Source organism: bacterium (assembly GCA_026708055.1).
In the GTDB taxonomy this organism is placed as follows: domain Bacteria; phylum Actinomycetota; class Acidimicrobiia; order Acidimicrobiales; family CATQHL01; genus VXNF01.
The window spans coordinates 1-21,436 of the sequence record JAPOVS010000019.1 but is presented as its reverse complement, the minus strand read 5'-3'; the positions used below and the strand labels follow the sequence as shown (position 1 = coordinate 21,436).

The following is a 21,436-nucleotide window of genomic DNA, read 5'->3' as shown; positions in this document are numbered from 1 at the left end:
GCAGTTGCTCAGGCGTTCTCGAAGCCGCGCTGGAGATCCCAGTCGGTCACAGCTGCTCGCGCCTCGTCGCGCTCGTTGCGGACCATGCCGAGCAGGTGAGCGTGCACGCTCGGACCGAACGCCGCCCTTGCCACCTCAGAGTCCCCGAATCGCTGGACGGCCTCCGTGAGATCGGCGGGAAGCCCCGGAGCGTCGGATTCGTAGGCATTCCCCGCCACAGGCGGCGGTGGACCGAGTTCGCCGTCGAACCCGGCGAGGCCGGAGGCAAGCAACGCCGCGGCCGCCAGGTACGGATTGACGTCGGCGCCGGGAAGGCGGAACTCGAAGCGGAGGTCGCGGTCGCTCCCGACGACCCGGACCAGGCAGGTTCGATTGTCGAAACCCCAGGTCGCGTTCACCGGCACCCACGAGCCGGGGCGGAGACGCCGGTACGAGTTGGCGTAGGGAGCGTGAAGCGCCGTGAAGTCGCCGGCGAATCCCACCAGACCCGCGAGGAATCGTTCGCCGGTGTGGCTGAGCGATCCCCCCGGTCCACCGAGAGCGTTGCGCCCCTCGCCGAGGATCGACAGGTGGATGTGGCACCCGGAGCCCACATCGCTCGAGGGCTTGGCCATGAACGTCACGGAGCGATTCAGGCTCTGAGCGGTGGCCTTGACCGCCAGCTTGTACAGCACGTGGGTGTCGGCGGCCCCCAGCGGATCGGAGTGGCGCAGATTCAACTCGTGCTGGCCGCGCCCGCCTTCGCCCTGGGAGGCCACGACCGGGATCCCCATGCCCGCGAGGTACCCGCGCAGCGCCTCGAGGAACGGCTCGTCGTAGCCCGCAATCAGGATGTCGTTGTCGGGATGGCGGTGATAGCTCGGCTCGACACGGCTGTAGGCGGCTTTGTGCGCCTCCTCATAGCTCGTGCGGAACAGGTAGAACTCCAACTCCGAGGCCACCGTTGCCTCGAGCCCCCTCTCCGCGAGGCGCGCCACCTGCCGGCGCAGGATGCTGCGAGGCGCCTCGTCAACCGGCTCGCCCGCGCTGTCGAAGGTGTCACACAGGACGATCACGGTGCCCGGCTCCCACGGGAGCGGTGCAAGGGTCGCCACGTCGGGACGGAGCACGCCGTTGCGGAACCCGGTGTGGAGTCCGGTCACCTCCATGTTCGGCACGGGGAAGTTGTCCACCGCGGAGACGAGGTGGAAGTCGGGCATGGCCATGCCCGACTCGACCACGGAGGGCCACCGCGCCGCGGGCAGGCGCTTGCCGATCAGGCGGCCGGCGTAGTTCGGCACAGCCACCGCGACGGTCCTCGCGGACGACGGCAGTTCGGCGACCGCCGTCACAACTCCCCGCCGTCCACCTCGATGGCAGTTCCGTTGACGAACGAGGCGTCCTCGGTGGCCAGGAACGCGCAGACGGTGGCGACCTCGGCCGGCTGCGCGAGCCGTCCGAGGGGAATCCCGGCCCGGTAATTCTCGTTGATCGACGCCTCAGGGGTCCCCGTTTGCTGCGAGAGCGCCGTGATGGACTCGCGCATCATCGGTGTGTCGACCGACCCGGGGCACACGGCGTTGACGCGTATGCCCCGCGGGCCGAGTTCGACGGCCAGTGACTCCACGAGCCGGAGGACGCCGGCCTTGGAGGCCGAGTAGAGGGACCAGTACTCGCCCGATCGCACACCGGCCTGCGACGAGATCAGGGTGATCGTGCCTCCGTCGGCCAGGAACGTTGCCGACTGCTTGGCCACGAGGAAGGCTCCGAGGAGGTTGACGTCCAGGATGCGCCGGATCTCCGTCGCGTCGAGTTCGATCACAGGTCCGACGGACAGAGCACCCGCTGCGTGGACGACGTCGGTGACCGGCGACCGTGCCGACGCCGCCTCGAGAGCCCGCGCCACAGAGGGCTCATCGGTGACGTCGCACCGCTGCTCCCGCGTCACACCCTCGATGTCCAGAGGCGTGACAATGGCCCCGCGACGTTCGAACTCGTTGCAGATCGCCCGCCCGAGCGTTCCCGCGGCGCCACTCACGACGACGTGGCGCCTGTCCCGATCCGTCGACATCATGACGCGGCGCGCTGTGGCTGCCCGGTCGGTTGCTCGATCAGTTCCACCGTGACCCCGTCCGGGTCCTGGACGTAGATCGACTTGACATCCTTCCAGTCGCCGAACGGGATCCGCACCGGCCGCCGCGACCGGGTGTTGACGCCGGCGTCCCGGAGCCGCTCGACCAGCCGGTCCAACCCCTCGACCTCCAGGCAGACGTGCGTGCAGCCCGGGTCGGGGATCCGAGGGCGCACGGCGCTGCCCACCGGACGGTGATACCGGAACACCTCGATCATCCCCCCGCCCGGGAGCGCCAGTTCGGCCCACTCGATGCGGGTGTTCTCGAGCCCCACGATCTCATCCAGATGGCGGTACTCGACGATCCCCCTCCCGAGCAGGTCGAGGCCCAGCAGGTCCCGCCAGAACACGAGCGAGCGATCCATGTCGCTCACGGTGACGTTGAAGTGATTGAACGCGACGACCTGTGACATGCGTCAGGCCCGCAGCAGTCGCTCGGCCTGCCGGACGATGGATCGGGCGGACGGCACGACTTGCTCCTCCAGCACCAGCGACGCCGGCTGGGGTACCTCCAGAGCGTGCCGCGCCATGCGCACCTCGCCGGGGATTCGCTCTGCGATGGATGCCATCACCTCGCCGGTGGTGCCGAAGCCGGCGAAATCCTCATCCACGATCAGCGCACATGGCGCTCTCTGAGCCTCGCTCGCCAGCCCCTCTCGATCGAGTGGGACGAGCGACCTGATGTCCACGACCCCCGCAGAGATGCCCCCCGATTCGAGCTCTCGGGCTGCAAGCACGGCCTGCTGCACCATCCAGCCGCTGGCGATGATCGTGACATCCGACCCGTCGCGGATCCTGCGCACCTCGCCGACCGCCGCAGGCTCGACCGGCGAGTCCGGCGAGTCCGCGTCGTTGAACGGGAGTTCGACCAGCCGTGACTTCAGCAACCACTTGTGCTCGAGGAAGACGACGGGATCGTCCGACCGGATCGCCGCGACGAGGAGACCCCGGAGATCCCCAGGCGTCGCGGGGAAGAGCACCTTGATCCCAGGGATGTGGGCGAAGGTGGCAGACAGGACCTGGGAGTGCTGGGCCGCCGAACCGATGCTGCCGACCGCGGTACGCATGACCAGCGGCACCCTGACCCGCCCACCGGACATGTAGTGGTTCTTGGCCATCTGGTTCAGCACCTGATCGAAGCACACGCCGACGAAGTCGACGAACATGATCTCGGCGACCGGCCGCAGCCCTGCCTGTGCCGCCCCGATCGCCATGCCGACGAACGCCGTCTCCGAGATGGGTGTGTCGAAGACACGGGCATTGCCGAACTCACGCTGCAGTCGCCGCGTGGCACCGAAGACGCCTCCGAGCGCGCCGACGTCCTCGCCGAACACGACTATCCGGTCGTCCTGCCGCATCTCCTCCATCAACACTTCGGCTACGAGGTGCGAGCCGGTGCGGCGATCGGACGCGCTCGTCGATTCAGGCATCGACAAAGGTCCCGCGGCGGGCTTCGGACGGATCCGGGAACGGCAACGAGCGGGCGGCCTCGAACCAGCCGGCCACTTCGCTCGCGACCTCACCCTCGAGTGCAGCGATCCGATCATCCGACCAACCGGTGCCGGCCAGTTCGCGCCGCGCCACCGAGAGCGGATCCCGCTCCCGGAGAGCGGTCTCCTTCTCCTGAGCAGGCCGATAGTGGTCGGTATCGCCCTCGTAGTGCCCGCGGAACCGGTACACGTGCGCCACGATCAGGGTTGGACGCGCATGCTCGCGCGTCTCGGAGAACGCTGACGAGAAAGCTTCGTCCAGCGCCCGCGGGTCGACGCCGTCGCACTCCCATCCGCGGATCCCGAAGCCCGCGCCTCGCTCGACGAGGTTTCCGGCCGTGGAAGTCTCTCGCGGGACACTGATGCCGTAGTCATTGTTCTCGCACAGGAAGACCATCGGCAGGGACAGAACCGCCGCCAGGTTCATGGTCTCGAAGACGGCGCCCTGGTTCATCGCTCCCTCACCGACGACGGCGACGGTCAGCCCACCTTCGGCAACGAGTTTCTGGTGGAGCGCATAGCCGGCGGCAAGCGGCGCGCCGGAACCGACGATGCCCGTGCACATGAAGTTCGCGGTCGGATCGAAGAGGTGCATGTGCCCACCCTTGCCCCTGTTGAGACCGTCCCTCTCCAGCAACTCGGCGAGCATCTGGACGGGATCCACGCCCTTGGCGAGCGCATGGAGATGGGGACGATGGGTGGACACGAGCGCGTCGCGTGGCTGCAGATGCGGACCCATCACGGCCGAGACCATCTCCTGGCCGACGCCGAGATGCATCTCTCCATGGATCTCGCCGGTCTGGACCGCCCCTCCGACACCCTCCTCGAGGAGCCGCATACGAAGCACGGTCTCGTACAACTGGCGGGGAGTGAGCATGTGACCAATCCGGGGCGTGCGGCAACCGGTCCGGGGAATAGTAATACTCGCGCCTGCGGCCACGAGGGGCGCTGGCTGGGCGAGGCGGTCACGCAGGCGGGGGCGGGAACCTCGCCAGCACCGGCTCAGCGCGGTTCCCGCTGAGTCGGGCGATCGGATCGCCGACCTGCGAGTCCGATTGCCAAAGTAGCAACTAGACGCTACATTAAGCACATGAGGTCGGTCGGGATAAAGGTGCTGAACAGCCGGTTGAGCGAGTACGTCCGGCTTGCCGCGTCGGGCGAGACGATCCTGGTGACCGATCGCGACCGAGTGGTGGCGGAACTCGGACCGCTCAGAGAGACCCGGAGCCCGGTCCTGGCCGATGCCTTCCTAGCCGATGCGGTGCGGACCGGCATGCTCACGCCCCCGGCCCTGGGCGGTTCGGGGCCGCCGCCGAAGCCTCCAGCGGTCGCGCGGCTGGACGAGATTCTGGCTGAATTGGACAAGAGCCGCCAGGACCGTTGATCTATCTCGATACGTCGGTCGCGCTCGCACATCTTCTCGCCGAAGATCGCCAGCCGCCGGCCTCGCTCTGGAGCGAGACCCTGATTTCCAGCCGGTTGCTGGAATACGAGGTTTGGGTCCCGCTGCACGGTCGCGGGCTAACCGGTGTCCACGGCGAGGCGGCCCGCCAGCTGATCGGGCGGGTCGCGCTGCTGGAACTCACCGCACCGGTTCTGGCGCGGGCGCTGGAGCCGTTTCCCGGCCCCGACGCCTTGCGCACCCTCGACGCTCTGCATCTGGCGTCGTGCTCATATCTGCTTGAGCACGGCCAATCGGTCGCTCTGGCCAGCTTCGACCGGCGCATGACCACGGCGGCTCGCTCCATGAACCTGCCACTATTCGAACTGGACGGGTCACCCTGAGACGACCTCTCAAGTTGTCACATGCGTGCACCCGCCCGCCTCGTACCGTGACCGGCGCGGGCGCTACGCTTGGCCACAGTCGCCGGGGTCGGCCCTTCAGCGAGTTGCTGGCTGCCTGCCCGGTGACGCCCATACCGACGACGGAGGTGCCCTCGATGCTTCTCAAGCAACTCCGCACCAAGCGCCCGACGACGCCACGGCCGATGTCCCGCTACGTCAGCCGCACTCAGACATCGCAGATTCTCGAGGACGGCGTCTGGCTCGACTCGTGGGAAGCCCGGGCCACCCTGCAGACGAAGAAGGCCGACATCGAGACCGGCGAGGATCAGAAAGGCGCATGACAGACATCCTCGTCCTGTCAAACGAATCCGACTACTCACTTGACCGCGTCGTCCATTGGCTTGCTCACAACGAACCCGCGCTCCGCGTACAGCGGATCAACAGGGAAGACCTCACCCCACTCGGTGACCTCGCCGCTGTGCTCCGCCCGCATGGCTGGAGCACCGACGAGCGCCCACGGGTCGCCTGGCTGCGGCAGTTGCTGCCCGACAGGGATCCCTACGGTCCGGCACCGGCACCGGAGGAGATAGATGACATCCTCGTCGCCCGCCGCCAGTGGTTGGCCTGGCTGTCGCTGATCCGTCTCCTCGGCGTCCGGTGGCTGAACGATCCGCTTCGGGTCCACGTCGCAGAGACCAAGCCCGACCAACTCGTTGTCGCAACCCGGACCGGGTTCGATGTGCCTCGCACCGTGCTGACGTGTGACAGGCGAAAAGCCGCAGCGTTCGTAACGGAAACAGGCCCATGCGTCATCAAGTCGCTCACCACGGCTTTCTGGGAGTTCTCGGATCAGTCGTTCGTCTTTACGACCCCCGCCGAGGCTGCTCTCGCCGCCGACGAGAACTCGTGGCGTTCGCACGTCTCCCGCTCAACCTCGCTGAACTCGACAACAACCGCCGAAAGGCCACCCCGCCGCGGCGCCCACTGATCTTGGGCAATGATCGTCTGGGTCATGATCGTCTCCGATCACCGCCCACTCGCCGCCGCCCTAACCCACAACACCGCACCACCAACGAACTAACGGCTCACGACACTAGCAGGTCCGTCCCCCTCGTCGTCCCCTTCTGGGGCCCGGCGGGCGGGCGTCTGCGACACTCTGGTGACGCGCACGGGGAAGCCCAGGGGCCGCCGGTCGGTGCTCGTGGCGTGTGGGGTTCAGGGGCCGCGGGTGGTGGCGGTGGCGCGGGTGGTGGCTGTGGAGGGCGGCGGATGGTTCCCAGTGGGTCTGTCGGGGGGCCGGGCGGGGGGCTGTTTGCTGCGGTCGGAGTGTTCAGGCCGGCTTGCGCGGTGGTGGCCCGTGTCGGTGTCGTCGGTTTGGTGGTGGTGGGTGTGGCAGGGTGCGCAGAGGAGTTGGAGGTTGGTGATTTCTGTCAAGCCGCCGGCGGCGTGGGGGAGGCGGTGGTGGGCGTGGGTCGCTTCGGTGTGGGCGCCGCAGTGGGCGCAGCCGCCGTCGCGGGCGGCGAGGATGAGGCGTTGGGCGTCTGAGGCGTTGCGGCTGCGTCCGAGGGCGAGGTTGGTCCAGTCGGCGTTGAACACGGCGCAGTAGACCTCGGCGTCGAGGGCCTCTTGGGCGAGGAGCTCCGCCGACAGGGGCGTGCCGTCGTCCAGGCGGGGGTTCCGTAGGGTGTCGGCAGTGCAGTCGTAGTCGGCGAGGATCAGCAGCTGGGTGTCGGGCCGCCCGCCGGGTTGGCCGCAGAGGAGTTCGGCGAGCGCGTCGGCGGCATGCTGGGCGGGCGTGTGGTCGGCGGAGCCCTCGTGCTGTTTCCGGCTTCGGACCGCGGCGGCGAGCGCCTGATTGATTCGCCGTCCGGTGAGGAAGTCGAAGCGGCCCCGCAGGTGCCACAGGCCGTCGGCGCCGCAGTTCATGGTCGCCTTGCGTTCGGCGCGCTGGAGGGCGTACTCGGCGTCGGCGGGCTCGCGACTCTTGGCGGCCTGTTCGGCGGCAAGGTCGGCGTACATCTCCTCGGATTGGTACGCGAAGGGGTGCTTGGCGACGATGTCGGCGGGGTAGGCGCGGCACAACTCGAGAAACTTGTCCTCGCTGCGGCGGTGCTTCTTGGGCGCCTCGCGGGCGATCACCCGCGCGTGCGCCATGTTCACCTTCCCGGCGCGGAGGGCCTCGATCGTGTCGCCGAGATCGTTCTCCTTGAGCTCCAGGGCCAGGCGGGCGTCGCCGCGGGCCGCCATGGAGGTCATGCGGTTCATCTCCCGCAACCGATGCGCCGCGCCCGCCACGCCCGAGCGTGACGCGTACTCCCCCAGCGCCGCGAGGTACTCCCCGTCCAGGCGCGCCCGCGCCTCGGCCAGGTCCACTATCCGGTCCTGCAGCTCGCCATCGCTCATCTTCTCGGGATCCTTGCAGGAGACCCGCACCAGCGCGCCGCAGTCCCCGCAGTCGACCTTGCCGGTCCCCTCGCCCCACTGATGCTGGGACAGGAACGTCGTCTCGGTGCCGGTGGCGGTGACCCGCTCGGACCGCTCCGCGGGTAGGCCCCCGAACCGGTAGCGCACCGTGAAGGAGCGGCTCTCGGGGCGGGGCACCAGTGTGTCGCCCTCCTCCAGGTTGCGGCGCTGCCACGCCACCTCGTCCCAGAACCGCTCCAAGCTCACCGGCGCAAGCGGCGGCACCGGCTCGAAACGCAGATGCCTACTCCCGCCCACGAATTCCATGCCTGTAACACTACCAACAATAGTGCAATTATTCAAGCCTAAATCAATAAAACCGGCGAAATCCCCAACAAATCCCCAACGGGTGTTCGAATCCCCCCAATCCGTGCGCACGGCCGACACCCAACGCCTGTTCGACAGCGCGGCGAGGTCAGGCAGCCCTTCCATGTGAAGCCTGACCCGCTACCTGATTGCTGTCGCCGAATCGCCGGTGCCAGCGACCCGCCGGCGCGCGACACGATCCAGCTGCAATGAGGGGCGGCGTGCGCACTCCGCCGAATGTGAGCCCGAGTTCGCGCAGGTCCAACTCATCCTGAAGCTTCAATGAGGGGCTGTTGCAGCAGGGTGTTTGCCACTGTTGTTCGTTGCGTTCACGGCCCGCTGGGGCCATGGCCAGGCCCGTATGGGCCAGCGTCGCTTGCCTACTCGCTCGGCCACTTGGTCTGGTCCTGGCGCGGCCGCCGGACAGCGTCCCGCCGCGGCGGTGTGCGCTTGGATGGCGGACGACCGCGGGGACGCCTACGGTCGGGCTGGGCCGCTGCCGCGGGATCGCGGTGGCCACCGGCTGGAAGAAGTGGCCGCGGCCCCGCCGCCGGCAGCTGCGACGGATAGTCCCGGACTCCGCGTTGTTCATGGCGCTGGAGTCGGGCGCCGCGGTGCGGTCGACGTCGGACGCGCAGCGGTAGGCACGGACCCGTCCCGTAGCCGAACGCCGCCTGACCGGTCAACCGGAGGGAAATGCCGACCGCCCAACAACGAAGAGGAGGACCTCCTCGTTGGAGGGAGGACCTCACGCCGCTGTCGACGCGAGCGACCACACTGATGGAGCCACCTGTGTCGTACCCCTGACCTAACCTGACCGCCGTGCGAAAACCCCTACGAGGATTCGGGCGCTGATGGGCTCTCCGAGTTCCTGCGAGCCCTCGACCCCATCGGTGCTCAACCGTGGTGGCGGGGTTGGTTCATTGGAGTCAGCTTCGGCGCCGTTTGCGCTTTGGGGGAAGTCGCGCGGACTTGACACGCCGTATCCTCTGATAGCTCATCTGTTGGACGCGGCCGCAGCAGCGCAGGTCGTTGCCACGGGCTTCGTTCCGGATTCGCTTGCGAAACGAGCCGCTCGGTGGATGGAATCGACGCCCGCTGAATGGGCGCAGACGGTGACGGTGCTGGCGGGTTGGCACGACATCGGCAAGGCCTCGTGCGGGTTCCAGGACGGCGACGCTACCGCATGCCCGGATTGGGCGCGCGGACGACAGGATCGGTCAGGCGTGGGGGCGCACGATCAGGTAGGGGCATGTTTGGCCTGGGACCGGCTGGACCATCATAGAGACCGCCATCGCGCCGCTCAGATCGTCGGAGGGCACCACGGCACGATCCGTCCACTCCAGGAGAAATGGCTTCGCCTTGTGGGCGGCGCTGGGTTGGTTGACGACGACCCGCCTGATGAGCTGCTGAGGCAGCGCAGCCGCTTGTGGGAGATCCTTGACGAGGTCGTGGGCGAGCTTCCCGACATCAGGCTTCCTACCCCTGCGGCATCGGTGACGCTCGCAGTCGTCGTTCTAGCTGACTGGATCGCTTCCTCTTCGGAACTCATCGAGCGTCAACAGGCGCATCTTGGCGACCACCCGGTCTCATGGGATCCGCTCGCCCACTACGAGCGCGCTTCGGAGCTGGCCAGCCTGCACTTGGCCAAGAACGGGTTGACGGCCCCGGCTGTGCGCAGAGTCCCGAACGCCGCCGCCATGTTCGATTCGGATCGGGCAGCATGGACCGATCTACAGGCGAGCCTCGTGGACAAGTTCTGTCCTTCGGCACCCGGGATTGCGTTCATTTGCGCGCCGACGGGCGACGGGAAGACGGAGGCAGGACTCATCGCAGCTGAGCGGTTCGCTGAGGCGTCGGGCAGGCACGGGTTCTTCTTCGCCATGCCGACTGTGGCAACGGTTGAAGGCCTCCACGAGCGGCTGCAGAGCTACCTCGATCGCCTCTCGCATGAAGGCCACAGCCTCCGAAGGGTCCACTCGCAGTCCATCCTGTATGACTCGGGCTCCGTGCCGATCTCCGACGATCGAGACGCGGTGCGTTCGGCGGCCAATTGGATGTCAGGCACCCGCAAGGCGCTGCTCGCGCCGTTCGGGGTGGGCACAGTCGATCAGGTGCTGCTGGGAGCGCTGAAGGCGAAGCACTCGCCGGTGAGGCTCCTCGCGACAGCCTGCGGAACGTTGATCGTCGATGAGGCTCACGCCCTCGATCCGTACATGAGGAAGTTGCTAGGGCGCGCGGTTGAGTGGCTCGCTGCGCTCGGTGCACCGGTGGTAATCCTGTCGGCGACACTGCCGCCGAACCGTGTGGCCGAACTCGCCTCGGCTTACCAGGAAGGGGGTCGGCGCGGCACCAACGCGGGAGCCGGACATGCGAGCGGAGATCCGGTGCTTGCAGGCGACGCGGAGCCTCCCGGCGGTGTCGGCTACCCGGGCTGGGTCGCATGGACTGCTGCTGACGGATGGTCGAAGGCTGACGTCTCGCCTCGGAGCAATTGGAGGTTGCGCGTCGAGACCGAGGATGTTCCCGAGGCGGCGGCACCGGACCGCAGGGCCGAGCGGGCCGTCGCGGCTTCGCTCCCCGGCGAGTGCGTGCTCGTGGTCTGTTCGACCGTGCGGGCCGCCTGTGCCACATACTGGGCGCTGCGGCGCTTGGATGAGACGCTCGTCCCGGGCGAGAGCGTCGAGATCCTCCACTCCCGCATGCCGCACGGCGTGAGGCGTGATCGCTCCAAGAGGCTGCTCGAACTCGTTGGTCCGGCCAACAGGGGCCGGCCCCGGCGGCTGATCCTCGTTGCCACGCAGGTCGTGGAGCAATCGTTCGACGTTGACTTCGACACGCTGATCACAGAGCCCGCACCGGTCGCCGCGCTGCTACAGCGCGCCGGTCGGGTCCGCCGCTTTCGCCCGCCGCCCGCCGGAGAGGCCGTTGGTGCACATGTCGTGTGGCCGACGGGCCAGTGCGGCGCGCCCCGCTTCGGTTCGCCCGTCTACCCGAAGGCGGAACTGATGGCCACGCGGGCCTGCCTCACTAGCGGGGAGAGCGCAAGAACTCTGGAGGTCCGAGTGCCGGAGCATGTGCCGGATCTCGTCACGCGCGCCGACCCCGAGGACGCCTCGGGCTTCGACTTCGACGAGTCCGTCGCGGCCGAAGCAGAGGAGGCGACCCTCGCCCAACTCGTGCGAGTGGACTACGACAAGGCCGAGGGGATCAAGTGGGCCATACCGACAGCGACCCATGACAGCCCCCTCGTGGGACTCACCGGCACCCTCGACAGCGACGACACCCATCCCGGAACGCGTCACAGAGCGGCTCAGGTCCTTGTCGTGCCCGCCGAGCCGAACGGCGAGTCGTGGACGCTCGCCGGCGGCGAGTCGTTGAGCCGCAACCCGAGCATCGCCCCAGCCCGAGGACTGGTCGCGGCGGCCTTCGACGCGGCCATCCCTGTCTCGTATCCCGACGACTCGTGGGTCAGCGCAATGCCCCGCCTCAGTGGCGGTTGGGGCCGCACTCCCCTCGCCGGCGCAGTCGTCCTCGACACATCGTGCGAACAGGTCGAGGCGGGAGGGTATGCCCTGCGGCTCTGCGATGAGACGGGCCTGACGGTGGAGACGGTCGGCTCATGAGTGACTCTCGTGGATTCAACTTGGTGAATGACGCCTGGATCCCCATCGGCGGGCGCGAGGTGTCTCTGTCCGATGCGTTGACCGAGGCTCATGAACTGCCCGGCTGGCCGGACGGCGAACCCAGCTTCGCCGCGGTCCTGCTGCGGCTGATGGCAGTCATCACATACCGGGTCACGGCACTCGACGACGAGACCCTGAACCGCGCCCAGTTCGCGGAGCGTCAGCGGCGACTGCTCGACGAGGGTCGCCTGGATCCCGGCCGCGTGCGCCAATACCTCGCACAGCACCACGACAGGTTCTGGCTGCTCAACCCGCCCGCAGGCCTGACACCCTTCGCCCAGGATCCAACCTTGCACACAGCTGGCTCGCATCCAGCTGCCAAGGCGGTTAACGCCTGGGCGTCCGGCAATAATCCGGCCCTTGGGCCTCACGGCGAATGCACTGCCATACCCGCTGCCGCCGCGGCGAGGCAGTTGCTGATGCAGCGCTCCTATGCGTCTGGCGGGCTTCACACGAAGCATCCTGACCTCCGCGGCAAGGGCAAATTCGTTGCCGGACCGCTACGGCGCACGATCTCGTTGCATCCAGTCGGAGCGGATCTTGCAGTGACACTGGTGGGCCATCTCGTCCCTCGTCCACCAGACGGAACCGGCTTCGGCAGGCCGTTCTGGGAGGAGCCGCCGCCAACGAATCCCGTAGCGCCCCCCACTGGCATCCCAGGACTTCTTGAGCAGGTCGCCGGTCGCCAGGACAAGACGATGCTGCTACGGGCGGGTGTGGAGCAGGGGGCCGATGCGAATGTGACAGGGTTCACGATCTCCGAGGGCCCAGGTGTTGACCAGAGTCTGCGCTGGAGGGACCCGTACCTTCTGGTCGATGCGCAACGGGAATCTCTCAAACCCCGTGCTGGCCGAGCGTTCTGGCGGGAGGCCGAATCACTACTGGCCCAAGACGATCAAGGCAGGAGACACCTGTCCGCCCGAGTCCTGGATTGGGCCCGCGGGGAGCACGCCACATCGCTGTACGAGCCGCAGACGTACTCCTGGATGGCCATCAGCCACAACGGCGACAAGTCCAAGGAACTCGCCTGGACGACATCGACATCACCGAACCTGCTCAGCCTGTTCGCCCCCGCTGCAGCCCTCCGTGCCCATGGCTTCCTGACACTCGCTTCAGAGGCCGAGGAGAGGATGGTCAGCCAAATTGCCAAGGTGTACAAGAGCCCCCATCCCTCGGAGGATCCCTATGGCCGTGTCTGCCTGATCCCTCATAGGGGACGGCAAGTATATGAAATCCAAGACCTCCTATGCCGATCGGCGCGCGCCGAGTTCTGGAGGCGATCCGAAAGCGACTTCTGGGATTCTGCACTTGATCGCCTCGACACGCGCACCATGACCGACAGACTGCGGAACCACGCGCTCGCAGGATATGACACAGCGACCGCAGGTCTGTTGCATAATCCCCGCGCTCACATGATCGCCGTTGAGAGTCGCAGATGGGTTGCCGCTTGGCAGCGGCGATCATCCGCCGCCACCGAATCACCCGGGGAGTAGACGCCCATGAAATCCACAGAACGAACCGACCTGGCTGAGCCTTCGGCACGAGGCGCGTCAAGGTCGCGCAACGAGCAGTTCGTGGACTTCGTACGGTCCCGTTCCGCCGATGCCGGGGACCGGGCGCGGTTACGGCGGTCGCTACGCGTCGATGGCACCATCAACGACGATGCATGGTGGCTGCTGGGTGCCTGGCTGCCCGCCGATTCCGACGAGGCCCTCATTCTGGCCCGCGTCGCGGCGTGGATCGCCGTGACCCATCCGGGGCGGCCCGAGCCGTACCACACTATCGCCGCGGAACTGGGCGACGCTGCCAACGGGATCACGCCCGATGTGGCGCGGCGCACTCTCGAAGGCGTCACCCGAGAAGGTTCATCAACTTCTGCACGGCTCGGCCACATCACGCGATGCCTGCCGAAGTGCAAGGGCGAGCGAATCGACTGGACCCAGATGATCTCCGATCTGAGAGGCCTTGTGCGGGGCGGCGACTGGGCTCACCGGGTCAGATCCAGGTGGTACAGCGCCTACTACGACGCATCCTCGCCGAAGCGCGCCGACGAGGCCAACGACGATCTCGCCGAAAGGAATCAACCATGAATGCAACCCCCAACTTCCTCGATGTCCACATCCTGCACGCGGTGCCGTACAGCAACCTCAACCGGGACAATCTCGGCACCCCGAAGCAGATGATCTACGGCGGAACGGCCAGGGCCCGGATCTCGTCGCAGTGCACGAAGCGGGCGGCTCGCTTGTGGCTTGAGGAGAACGCCGACCTCGGCGAGGCGCTGCGCACCCGCCGGCTGCCGCAGTCGTTGCGCGAGGAACTGACGGAATCCCATGGATTCGCCGACGAGGACGCCTGCGAGGCCGTGGACCAGCTGTTCAAGTTGGCGGGCATCAAGATCGCTGAGACGTCTGCGGGTGAACTCCAAGGCGACCAACTCACCTTCACCACCGCCGAAGCTGCGCGCCGCCTCGCCCACAAGGTCGCCAAGCACCGGGAGGCGATGCTGGACGAGCACTTCAAGCCGACCAAGAGCACCAAAGATGACCTGCTCGAGCCGCTGCGGGCCAAGAACGCCGTCATCGCGTTGTGCGGCAGGATGCTTGCCGAGTCCTCGGCAGGTGCAAACGTGGACGGCGCACTTCAGGTCGCTCATGCCTTCACTACCCATGCCTCCGCGGTGGAACAGGACTACTTCACCGCGGTCGATGATGTGGTTCAGGGCGACGACGAGGAGACGGGCGCGGGCCACATCAACGTCAACGAGTTCACGAGCGGCGTCTTCTACCGTCACGCCACAATCGGGCTGGGAACCTTGCGAGAGTCTCTTGACGGATCCGAGACGACTGTGGCTGAGGCGGCCTCGAGTTTCCTCAGAGCGTTCACGCTCTCGGAGCCGACCGGCAAGCAGAACGCAGCGAACGCCCACACCAGGCCAGCTCTGGTGGCCGCAGTGTTGCGCAGCGACAGGCCCGCCTCATTCGCCGCGGCGTTTGAGAGTCCGGTCCGGCCGCGCGGCGGCGGTCACATGGCTGAGAGCATCGCCCGGCTCGCATCCCACGCCGCCGCAGAAACAGCGTTCTATGGGGATGCAGGGCAGGCGGGCGCGTGGTGCGCCGCGGTGGCGTCGGTCGCGCCTGACGATCCCCTCAGCAGCCTGGGCGAGACCTGCACATCTCTCGACGACCTGATATCGGCCGTTGAGACGGCTCTCGACGGCTCATACTCATGACTGATCGGGTGGTGATGCTGCTGACGGCTCCGCTTCAATCGTGGGGCGGCCCCGCCCCGGGCGTCTATGAGCGTCCGACAGAGACCATGCCGTCGCTGTCGGGTGTCGTCGGTATCATCGCCAATGCGCTCGGGCGTCGCCGCACCGACCCCATCGCCGACATCGCCCCGGGGGCTGAACTGGCGGTGCGCGCCGACAGGCCCGGCAGGCTGCTGAGCGACTTCCATACCATCGGCACCCCCGGCCGTTACGCACTGGCCTCCGACACCGGCAGGCAACTCAGAAATCCTGTGGTCACCGACCGCTTCTACTTGTCGGACGCGGCGTTCTTGGCCGTGTACACACCGCCGCCAGAGGGGTTGTCGGCAACCGACATCCTCAATGCGCTGGCGAACCCGGCGCGCCCGCTGTACCTAGGACGCCGCAGTTGCCCGCCCGCCGAGCGTGTCGCCGTCACCACCGCAGCAGGCAGTCAGACACCCGAGGAGATCCTCTCCACTGCCAAGCTCCTCCGCAGCCCGCCCGGCGCGGCTGCACGAGCGTTGTCCGATGCCGACTTCTACGAGGCAGCCGACGACAACGGAGAGCCTTCAGTCACTGCCCTGGTGGAAATGTCCGCTCCTGCGGGATCGGACCCGCTGCAGGCGTCGACCCGCAAGGACGCCCCCGAGACCTTCGACCCGAGGCGGCTCTACCACCTCGACAGGCACATCGTGACCAAGACCCTGCGATTCCCGGCCAGTGCCTGCGCTGGGCGCGGGCGAGAGGGCATCAAGGCCATCTACGACTCGTTGGGGGCAGTGCCATGACGCACCTCTCGTTGATGCGGCTCAACCCGGGCAACCGCCGCTGCCGCAGGGACATGGCCGACCCCCAAGACATGCACAGGTCGCTCATGAGCATGTTCCCCCCAGCGCCGGACGGGTCGGGTTCGCCGCGCCGGCACTTCGGGGTTCTGTGGAGGATCGAACCCGCAGATTCACCGACTCTGCTGGTGCAATCATCCCAAGCGCCCGACTTCCACAAACTCCCGAGCGGTTACGCCTCTTGCCAGACCAAACCAATCGACGACCACCTCGCCTCCCTCGAGGCAGGCCAGGTGCTCGCCTACAGGGTGGTGCTGAACCCCGTCAGGATCAGCCGCCGCTCCGACACCGAGAAGCGCACAGTGGTCCCCTCCAGTGAACGACCTGCATGGTGGGCAAATCTGGCACCGAAAGCGGGCCTCCGACTTCACGAGGCTCCCGTCCTCACCGGCCTGCATGACAGATATCTGAGACGTCGGGGCACTGGGTTCCCTCTCTACTCCGTGCGGGTGGACGGCACGGCCGAGATAGCGGATCCCGAACTCTTGAAGATTGCCGCTGCCGAAGGGGTCGGACGCGCCAAGGCGTGGGGATGCGGACTGCTGACGGTCGCACGGCTCCGGCGATGAGACGACGGTAGAGATGCCGAAGCTCCCTCAGCGCCTCAACCGCCCCACCTTGGTGATGTTGCCGCGCGTCAGCGACCAACTCTCATTCGTCTACATCGACCGAGCCAGAGTCGAGCGCGACGACAATGGAGTTCACGCCATATTCAGGACTGAGCAGCGCGGGGTCGAGAGGGTCTATCTGCCCACCGCCTCCGCGGCCGCCCTGCTACTGGGCCCTGGCACCTCGATAACCCAGCCCGCCGCGTCGCAGGTCCTCGCCGACGGCGCTGTGATCGTCCTCTCGGGCGAGTCGGGAGCGCATTTCCATGGAGCGCTCACGCACAAGAATCTCACAACCCGATGGCTCCACCTCCAAGCTTCCCAATGGGCCGACCAGGACTCCCGCGCCGAGGTGGCCCGACGCCTCTACACCCTTAGGTTCGCAGACAAGGCTCTCGCCGAGGGCAAGACAATCGACCAACTGCGAGGCATGGAGGGACACCGCGTCAAGAATGCCTACAGAACGATGTCGCAGCGGTACGGCATCCCGTTCCGGCGCGCCTACAACCCTCAGAACTTCGATGACTCCGATCCTGTGAACCAAGCCCTCACCACCGCCAACCAGGTCCTCTACAGCGCTGTCCACTCAGTAATCGCAGCACTCGGCGCCTCCCCGGCACTGGGATTCATCCACATGGGCGGACAGCGATCCTTCGTGTTCGACATCGCCGACCTGTACAAACTGGAGATCGCGGTCCCTGTGGCCTTCGCGGCTGCCAAGCGCCCCCAACCAGCTAGCGCAGCACGGGGCGCGATGCGAAAGAACTGGAGGATGCTCCGCCTGACCCGCCGCATCGTGTCAGACATACAGCACGTTCTCGACCCCGTGGGTCACAATCCCGATGAACGCCCCCCAGCCGATGACGACGGCGTCGTCCATCTCTGGTCACCCGAGATGGGGGCACTTGCCGCTGGCGTGAACTACGCCTCCAAGTCATGAGCGGCCATGCCACGATGATCCTATCGGCAGTACCGCCGAATATCCGCCACGCCCTAACGCGATGGATGATCGAACCAGCAGCAGGAGTCTTCGTCGGCACCATGTCAGCCCGCGTGCGCGACGAACTGTGGGGCATCGTGGAGAACGAGACGCACGGCGGCTGGGCGCTGCTTATCTGCCCAGAGGACACCGAGCAAGGATTCGCCATCCGCACATGCGGTGACGATCGCAGGCACATCATCGACCTGGATGGACTCCAACTCGTTGCGCTGCCCGCAGAGCATCTTGACAATCCATCAATTCCGGGCATTCTGTCGACACTCTCCTAAACCAGCAGGTCAAGGAGAGTGGTCCCCGCCCATGCGGGGGTGAGCCCGGCAAACGGCAAGTTCAACCAAGGAAAGCGTTGGTGGTCCCCGCCCATGCGGGGGTGAGCCACGGCAACGGCAAGCCCAACCGAAGAAAGCGTTGGTGGTCCCCGCCCATGCGGGGGTGAGCCCGGCAACGGACGCTGCGCCGAGAGCCCGACCTGGTGGTCCCCGCCCATGCGGGGGTGAGCCCAACCGGCTCGTCGTGCGGGCGCACGCTTACGGGTGGTCCCCGCCCATGCGGGGGTGAGCCCAGCAGGCTGACGCTGAAACTGCTCAGCATGGCGTGGTCCCCGCCCATGCGGGGGTGAGCCCGGCTAGGAACCGCCGAAGAACCGCCGAAGAACGTGGTCCCCGCCCATGCGGGGGTGAGCCCGACCCCCTCAACGTGCCGGGGTTTCGGCGCCTGTGGTCCCCGCCCATGCGGGGGTGAGCCCGAGGTCGCGGTCCGGCTCTGCAAAGACCGCGTGTGGTCCCCGCCCATGCGGGGGTGAGCCCGTCCTCGCGCCGCCCGTGGAGGTCGTCCAGACGTGGTCCCCGCCCATGCGGGGGTGAGCCCATCGACGGCCTCACGCTCGCCGGCTCGTACTGGTGGTCCCCGCCCATGCGGGGGTGAGCCCCAACAATGACGCACACGACGGACATAACGTACGTGGTCCCCGCCCATGCGGGGGTGAGCCTACCGACGGCACGACAGCGGCACCGCCGTGTACGTGGTCCCCGCCCATGCGGGGGTGAGCCCAGCGACGGCGCCGGCACCTACAGCCCCCCGCTGTGGTCCCCGCCCATGCGGGGGTGAGCCTTGACATCCCCGGAATCCGGATCACATCAGACAGTGGTCCCCGCCCATGCGGGGGTGAGCCCAACTGGTTGAACACGTCCCGCTCCGGCTCGCTGTGGTCCCCGCCCATGCGGGGGTGAGCCCGAGGCGCTGCTGCCCCCCCACCTCGCGTTCGGGTGGTCCCCGCCCATGCGGGGGTGAGCCCGCTACACGCACCGGACGGACGCCATCGACATTGTGGTCCCCGCCCATGCGGGGGTGAGCCCGACTATCCGGGCCGCGAGTCGCCCGACGTGGTGTGGTCCCCGCCCATGCGGGGGTGAGCCCGCTGAGACGCGGGCGCCCGGCGCCATAGGCAGGTGGTCCCCGCCCATGCGGGGGTGAGCCCGACGCGCGCGAGCGCACAGCGGAGCAAGTCGTGTGGTCCCCGCCCATGCGGGGGTGAGCCCGACACGCTGCGCATCGCTGTCACGCGCCGCCTGTGGTCCCCGCCCATGCGGGGGTGAGCCCGGCCAGCTCCCCTTCGCTGTCGGCGCGGGGAGGTGGTCCCCGCCCATGCGGGGGTGAGCCCCTGGACTCCCTGGAGTCGGGCTGGGGGGCCCGGTGGTCCCCGCCCATGCGGGGGTGAGCCCGCGGACTGGGCCGTGATCGGCGCGCTGGGCACGGTGGTCCCCGCCCATGCGGGGGTGAGCCCATAGCTGCGTACTTGCCACGGACGACCAGCGGGTGGTCCCCGCCCATGCGGGGGTGAGCCCTCCGAGGACCAACGGTGCGCACATCAGCAGGAGTGGTCCCCGCCCATGCGGGGGTGAGCCAACGGCCCGGCGCTCCCGATGAGGCCGGGGGCCGGTGGTCCCCGCCCATGCGGGGGTGAGCCACGACCGCCACCCCGGCGACCCCGCCGCCGTCGGGTGGTCCCCGCCCATGCGGGGGTGAGCCCCGCACGCTCGCGTCTCGCAGGGCCATCTTCACGTGGTCCCCGCCCATGCGGGGGTGAGCCCTCGCCCGTGAAGCTGGGGTCGACCCAGCCGCCGTGGTCCCCGCCCATGCGGGGGTGAGCCCGTGGTCGCCTACCTCAACAGCCTCGCGACCTAGTGGTCCCCGCCCATGCGGGGGTGAGCCGGAACCGCCCTAGGCGGCCCTAGGCGGCCCTAGGTGGTCCCCGCCCATGCGGGGGTGAGCCTCAACGTCGCCGGCGACGGCACGGTCACCGTCAGTGGTCCCCGCCCATGCGGGGGTGAGCCCCTCGCGTCGGCCGACGCCACGGTGGCGGCGCTGTGGTCCCCGCCCATGCGGGGGTGAGCCCCCCGGTTGCTTCGGCCTTGTTGGGTAGGAACCGTGGTCCCCGCCCATGCGGGGGTGAGCCCAGAACTGACCAGGGACCTCTGGAGACGAAGTGGTGGTCCCCGCCCATGCGGGGGTGAGCCCGAGAGGGGGTCGCCGGCGTGGGGGATCGTCACGTGGTCCCCGCCCATGCGGGGGTGAGCCCCCCAATAGTAAGCGGTTAGGGAAGCGTTTTCCTGTGGTCCCCGCCCATGCGGGGGTGAGCCCCGGTTCTGGCCCGTCGTCGCCGCCGGCGGCGAGTGGTCCCCGCCCATGCGGGGGTGAGCCCGACGCTCCCGGCCGCAGCCGGCGCGAGGTTACGTGGTCCCCGCCCATGCGGGGGTGAGCCCGTGAGCAGCTCGCCGGTGCCGTCGCGGGCCGTGTGGTCCCCGCCCATGCGGGGGTGAGCCCCGCACGCTGGCGTCGCGCAACGCCTCCTTGACGTGGTCCCCGCCCATGCGGGGGTGAGCCCAAGGAAAGGAAGAACGTTGAACGCCTTTGGAAGTGGTCCCCGCCCATGCGGGGGTGAGCCCGTCAGGCGCTCGGCCAGGATGTCCATCCTGGGTGGTCCCCGCCCATGCGGGGGTGAGCCCCCCAAGGCGGAAGCCGCCGGAAACGGCAACGGGTGGTCCCCGCCCATGCGGGGGTGAGCCCTGGCTGTCGCTGTAGTGGCCGGCGAGGTAGGCGTGGTCCCCGCCCATGCGGGGGTGAGCCCGACGGGCCCCTCACGGCCGCCGAGCAGGCGCGGTGGTCCCCGCCCATGCGGGGGTGAGCCCGCGAGCCGGGCGACGCGGCCGGCCTGGGTGACGTGGTCCCCGCCCATGCGGGGGTGAGCCCTCGCTCAGGTCGCCCTCCCAGACCTCGCCGAGGTGGTCCCCGCCCATGCGGGGGTGAGCCCAACACGCTGATAGCCGACTCGGCCGTCACCGTGTGGTCCCCGCCCATGCGGGGGTGAGCCCGGCGTGCGCGTGCCGTGCACGACGACCCGGAGGTGGTCCCCGCCCATGCGGGGGTGAGCCGGAAAAGCGCCGAACCAAGGCCGGAAGGCCCCGGTGGTCCCCGCCCATGCGGGGGTGAGCCCCCCTTGAACCCCCTAACCCCCTAACCCCTTGAGTGGTCCCCGCCCATGCGGGGGTGAGCCCCACGCGAAGCCCGCGCCGGGGTCCTGCAGGGCGTGGTCCCCGCCCATGCGGGGGTGAGCCCATCACGGTCTTGCCGTCGCGCCCGCCCTGGGGGTGGTCCCCGCCCATGCGGGGGTGAGCCCGCCGGCAAGATCTTCACCAAGAGCTACGGCGAGTGGTCCCCGCCCATGCGGGGGTGAGCCCATCGACGGCCTCACGCTCGCGGGAGCGTTCGCGTGGTCCCCGCCCATGCGGGGGTGAGCCCCTTCCTTTCCTACCGCGCCTAGGAGACTGCTGATTTATTCGGCCTGAAAGGCTCGCGTTTCGGTGCGGGGTGTGGGATCCTGGGGGCATGCAGGG

The 21,436-nt window shown here is 68.2% G+C and carries 18 protein-coding genes and 1 CRISPR repeat array; of the genes, 12 read left to right on the top strand and 6 right to left on the bottom strand.

Features of this window, described 5'->3' with window-relative positions; translation table 11 throughout:
• Window positions 1–8 precede the first annotated feature (8 nt).
• From OXG55_02045 to OXG55_02025, 5 genes are read right to left on the bottom strand one after another with little or no spacing between them, the layout of a single operon-like run.
• Window positions 9–1,286: a glutamine synthetase family protein gene (locus tag OXG55_02045; protein MCY4102037.1), complete on the bottom strand. Its 1,278-nt coding sequence runs from the start codon at window positions 1,284–1,286 to the stop codon at window positions 9–11.
• A 41-nt stretch (window positions 1,287–1,327) separates the two neighbouring features.
• Window positions 1,328–2,050: an SDR family NAD(P)-dependent oxidoreductase gene (locus tag OXG55_02040; GenBank protein MCY4102036.1), complete on the bottom strand. Its 723-nt coding sequence runs from the start codon at window positions 2,048–2,050 to the stop codon at window positions 1,328–1,330.
• Window positions 2,050–2,523 carry a VOC family protein gene (locus OXG55_02035; protein MCY4102035.1) on the bottom strand — a complete coding sequence of 158 codons (474 nt, stop codon included), beginning with the start codon at window positions 2,521–2,523 and terminating at the stop codon, window positions 2,050–2,052. The genes OXG55_02040 and OXG55_02035 overlap by 1 nt, the downstream gene beginning before the upstream one ends.
• Window positions 2,524–2,526: 3 nt before the next feature.
• Window positions 2,527–3,540: an alpha-ketoacid dehydrogenase subunit beta gene (locus OXG55_02030; protein MCY4102034.1), complete on the bottom strand. Its 1,014-nt coding sequence runs from the start codon at window positions 3,538–3,540 to the stop codon at window positions 2,527–2,529.
• Window positions 3,533–4,354 (bottom strand): thiamine pyrophosphate-dependent dehydrogenase E1 component subunit alpha, encoded by an 822-nt coding sequence (locus OXG55_02025; GenBank protein ID MCY4102033.1) that lies wholly within the window; start codon window positions 4,352–4,354, stop codon window positions 3,533–3,535. The genes OXG55_02030 and OXG55_02025 overlap by 8 nt, the downstream gene beginning before the upstream one ends.
• A 336-nt stretch (window positions 4,355–4,690) precedes the next feature.
• Between OXG55_02025 and OXG55_02020 the strand changes: the two genes are divergently transcribed.
• The 4 genes from OXG55_02020 to OXG55_02005 all read left to right on the top strand — a co-directional run bounded on the left by OXG55_02020 (window position 4,691) and on the right by OXG55_02005 (window position 6,373).
• Entirely contained in the window at window positions 4,691–4,984 is a 294-nt protein-coding gene (locus tag OXG55_02020) for a prevent-host-death protein (protein MCY4102032.1), read from the top strand.
• Window positions 4,981–5,385: a PIN domain-containing protein gene (locus OXG55_02015; GenBank protein MCY4102031.1), complete on the top strand. Its 405-nt coding sequence runs from the start codon at window positions 4,981–4,983 to the stop codon at window positions 5,383–5,385. The genes OXG55_02020 and OXG55_02015 overlap by 4 nt, the downstream gene beginning before the upstream one ends.
• A gap of 122 nt (window positions 5,386–5,507) precedes the next feature.
• Window positions 5,508–5,726: a hypothetical protein gene (locus tag OXG55_02010; GenBank protein MCY4102030.1), complete on the top strand. Its 219-nt coding sequence runs from the start codon at window positions 5,508–5,510 to the stop codon at window positions 5,724–5,726.
• A 137-nt stretch (window positions 5,727–5,863) separates the two neighbouring features.
• Window positions 5,864–6,373: a hypothetical protein gene (locus tag OXG55_02005; protein MCY4102029.1), complete on the top strand. Its 510-nt coding sequence runs from the start codon at window positions 5,864–5,866 to the stop codon at window positions 6,371–6,373.
• A 227-nt stretch (window positions 6,374–6,600) separates the two neighbouring features.
• Here the strand turns inward: OXG55_02005 and OXG55_02000 are convergent, their stop codons facing one another.
• The gene (locus OXG55_02000) at window positions 6,601–8,115 is read right to left on the bottom strand and encodes an HNH endonuclease (GenBank protein ID MCY4102028.1); all 1,515 of its coding nucleotides are present in this window, start codon (window positions 8,113–8,115) and stop codon (window positions 6,601–6,603) included.
• An 893-nt stretch (window positions 8,116–9,008) separates the two neighbouring features.
• Between OXG55_02000 and cas3 the strand changes: the two genes are divergently transcribed.
• From cas3 to cas2e, 8 genes are read left to right on the top strand one after another with little or no spacing between them, the layout of a single operon-like run.
• Window positions 9,009–11,780 (top strand): CRISPR-associated helicase Cas3', encoded by a 2,772-nt coding sequence (cas3, locus tag OXG55_01995; protein MCY4102027.1) that lies wholly within the window; start codon window positions 9,009–9,011, stop codon window positions 11,778–11,780.
• Window positions 11,777–13,333 carry a type I-E CRISPR-associated protein Cse1/CasA gene (locus OXG55_01990; GenBank protein MCY4102026.1) on the top strand — a complete coding sequence of 519 codons (1,557 nt, stop codon included), beginning with the start codon at window positions 11,777–11,779 and terminating at the stop codon, window positions 13,331–13,333. The genes cas3 and OXG55_01990 overlap by 4 nt, the downstream gene beginning before the upstream one ends.
• A 6-nt stretch (window positions 13,334–13,339) precedes the next feature.
• Window positions 13,340–13,930 carry a type I-E CRISPR-associated protein Cse2/CasB gene (locus OXG55_01985; protein ID MCY4102025.1) on the top strand — a complete coding sequence of 197 codons (591 nt, stop codon included), beginning with the start codon at window positions 13,340–13,342 and terminating at the stop codon, window positions 13,928–13,930.
• Window positions 13,927–15,069 carry a type I-E CRISPR-associated protein Cas7/Cse4/CasC gene (gene cas7e / locus OXG55_01980; GenBank protein MCY4102024.1) on the top strand — a complete coding sequence of 381 codons (1,143 nt, stop codon included), beginning with the start codon at window positions 13,927–13,929 and terminating at the stop codon, window positions 15,067–15,069. The genes OXG55_01985 and cas7e overlap by 4 nt, the downstream gene beginning before the upstream one ends.
• Entirely contained in the window at window positions 15,066–15,878 is an 813-nt protein-coding gene (cas5e, locus tag OXG55_01975) for a type I-E CRISPR-associated protein Cas5/CasD (GenBank protein MCY4102023.1), read from the top strand. Before cas7e ends, cas5e begins: the two co-directional genes overlap by 4 nt.
• Complete coding sequence (cas6e, locus tag OXG55_01970) at window positions 15,875–16,504, top strand: type I-E CRISPR-associated protein Cas6/Cse3/CasE (protein ID MCY4102022.1); 630 nt, start codon at window positions 15,875–15,877, stop codon at window positions 16,502–16,504. Before cas5e ends, cas6e begins: the two co-directional genes overlap by 4 nt.
• 13 nt (window positions 16,505–16,517) lie before the next feature.
• Window positions 16,518–17,483: a type I-E CRISPR-associated endonuclease Cas1e gene (cas1e, locus tag OXG55_01965; protein MCY4102021.1), complete on the top strand. Its 966-nt coding sequence runs from the start codon at window positions 16,518–16,520 to the stop codon at window positions 17,481–17,483.
• A gap of 14 nt (window positions 17,484–17,497) precedes the next feature.
• Window positions 17,498–17,812, top strand: a complete 315-nt coding sequence (gene cas2e, locus OXG55_01960; GenBank protein MCY4102020.1) for a type I-E CRISPR-associated endoribonuclease Cas2e — start codon at window positions 17,498–17,500, stop codon at window positions 17,810–17,812.
• Between the two features lie 18 nt (window positions 17,813–17,830).
• Window positions 17,831–21,341: direct repeats of the CRISPR family, unit length 28 nt; unit sequence GTGGTCCCCGCCCATGCGGGGGTGAGCC.
• Between the last annotated feature and the right edge of the window lie 95 nt (window positions 21,342–21,436).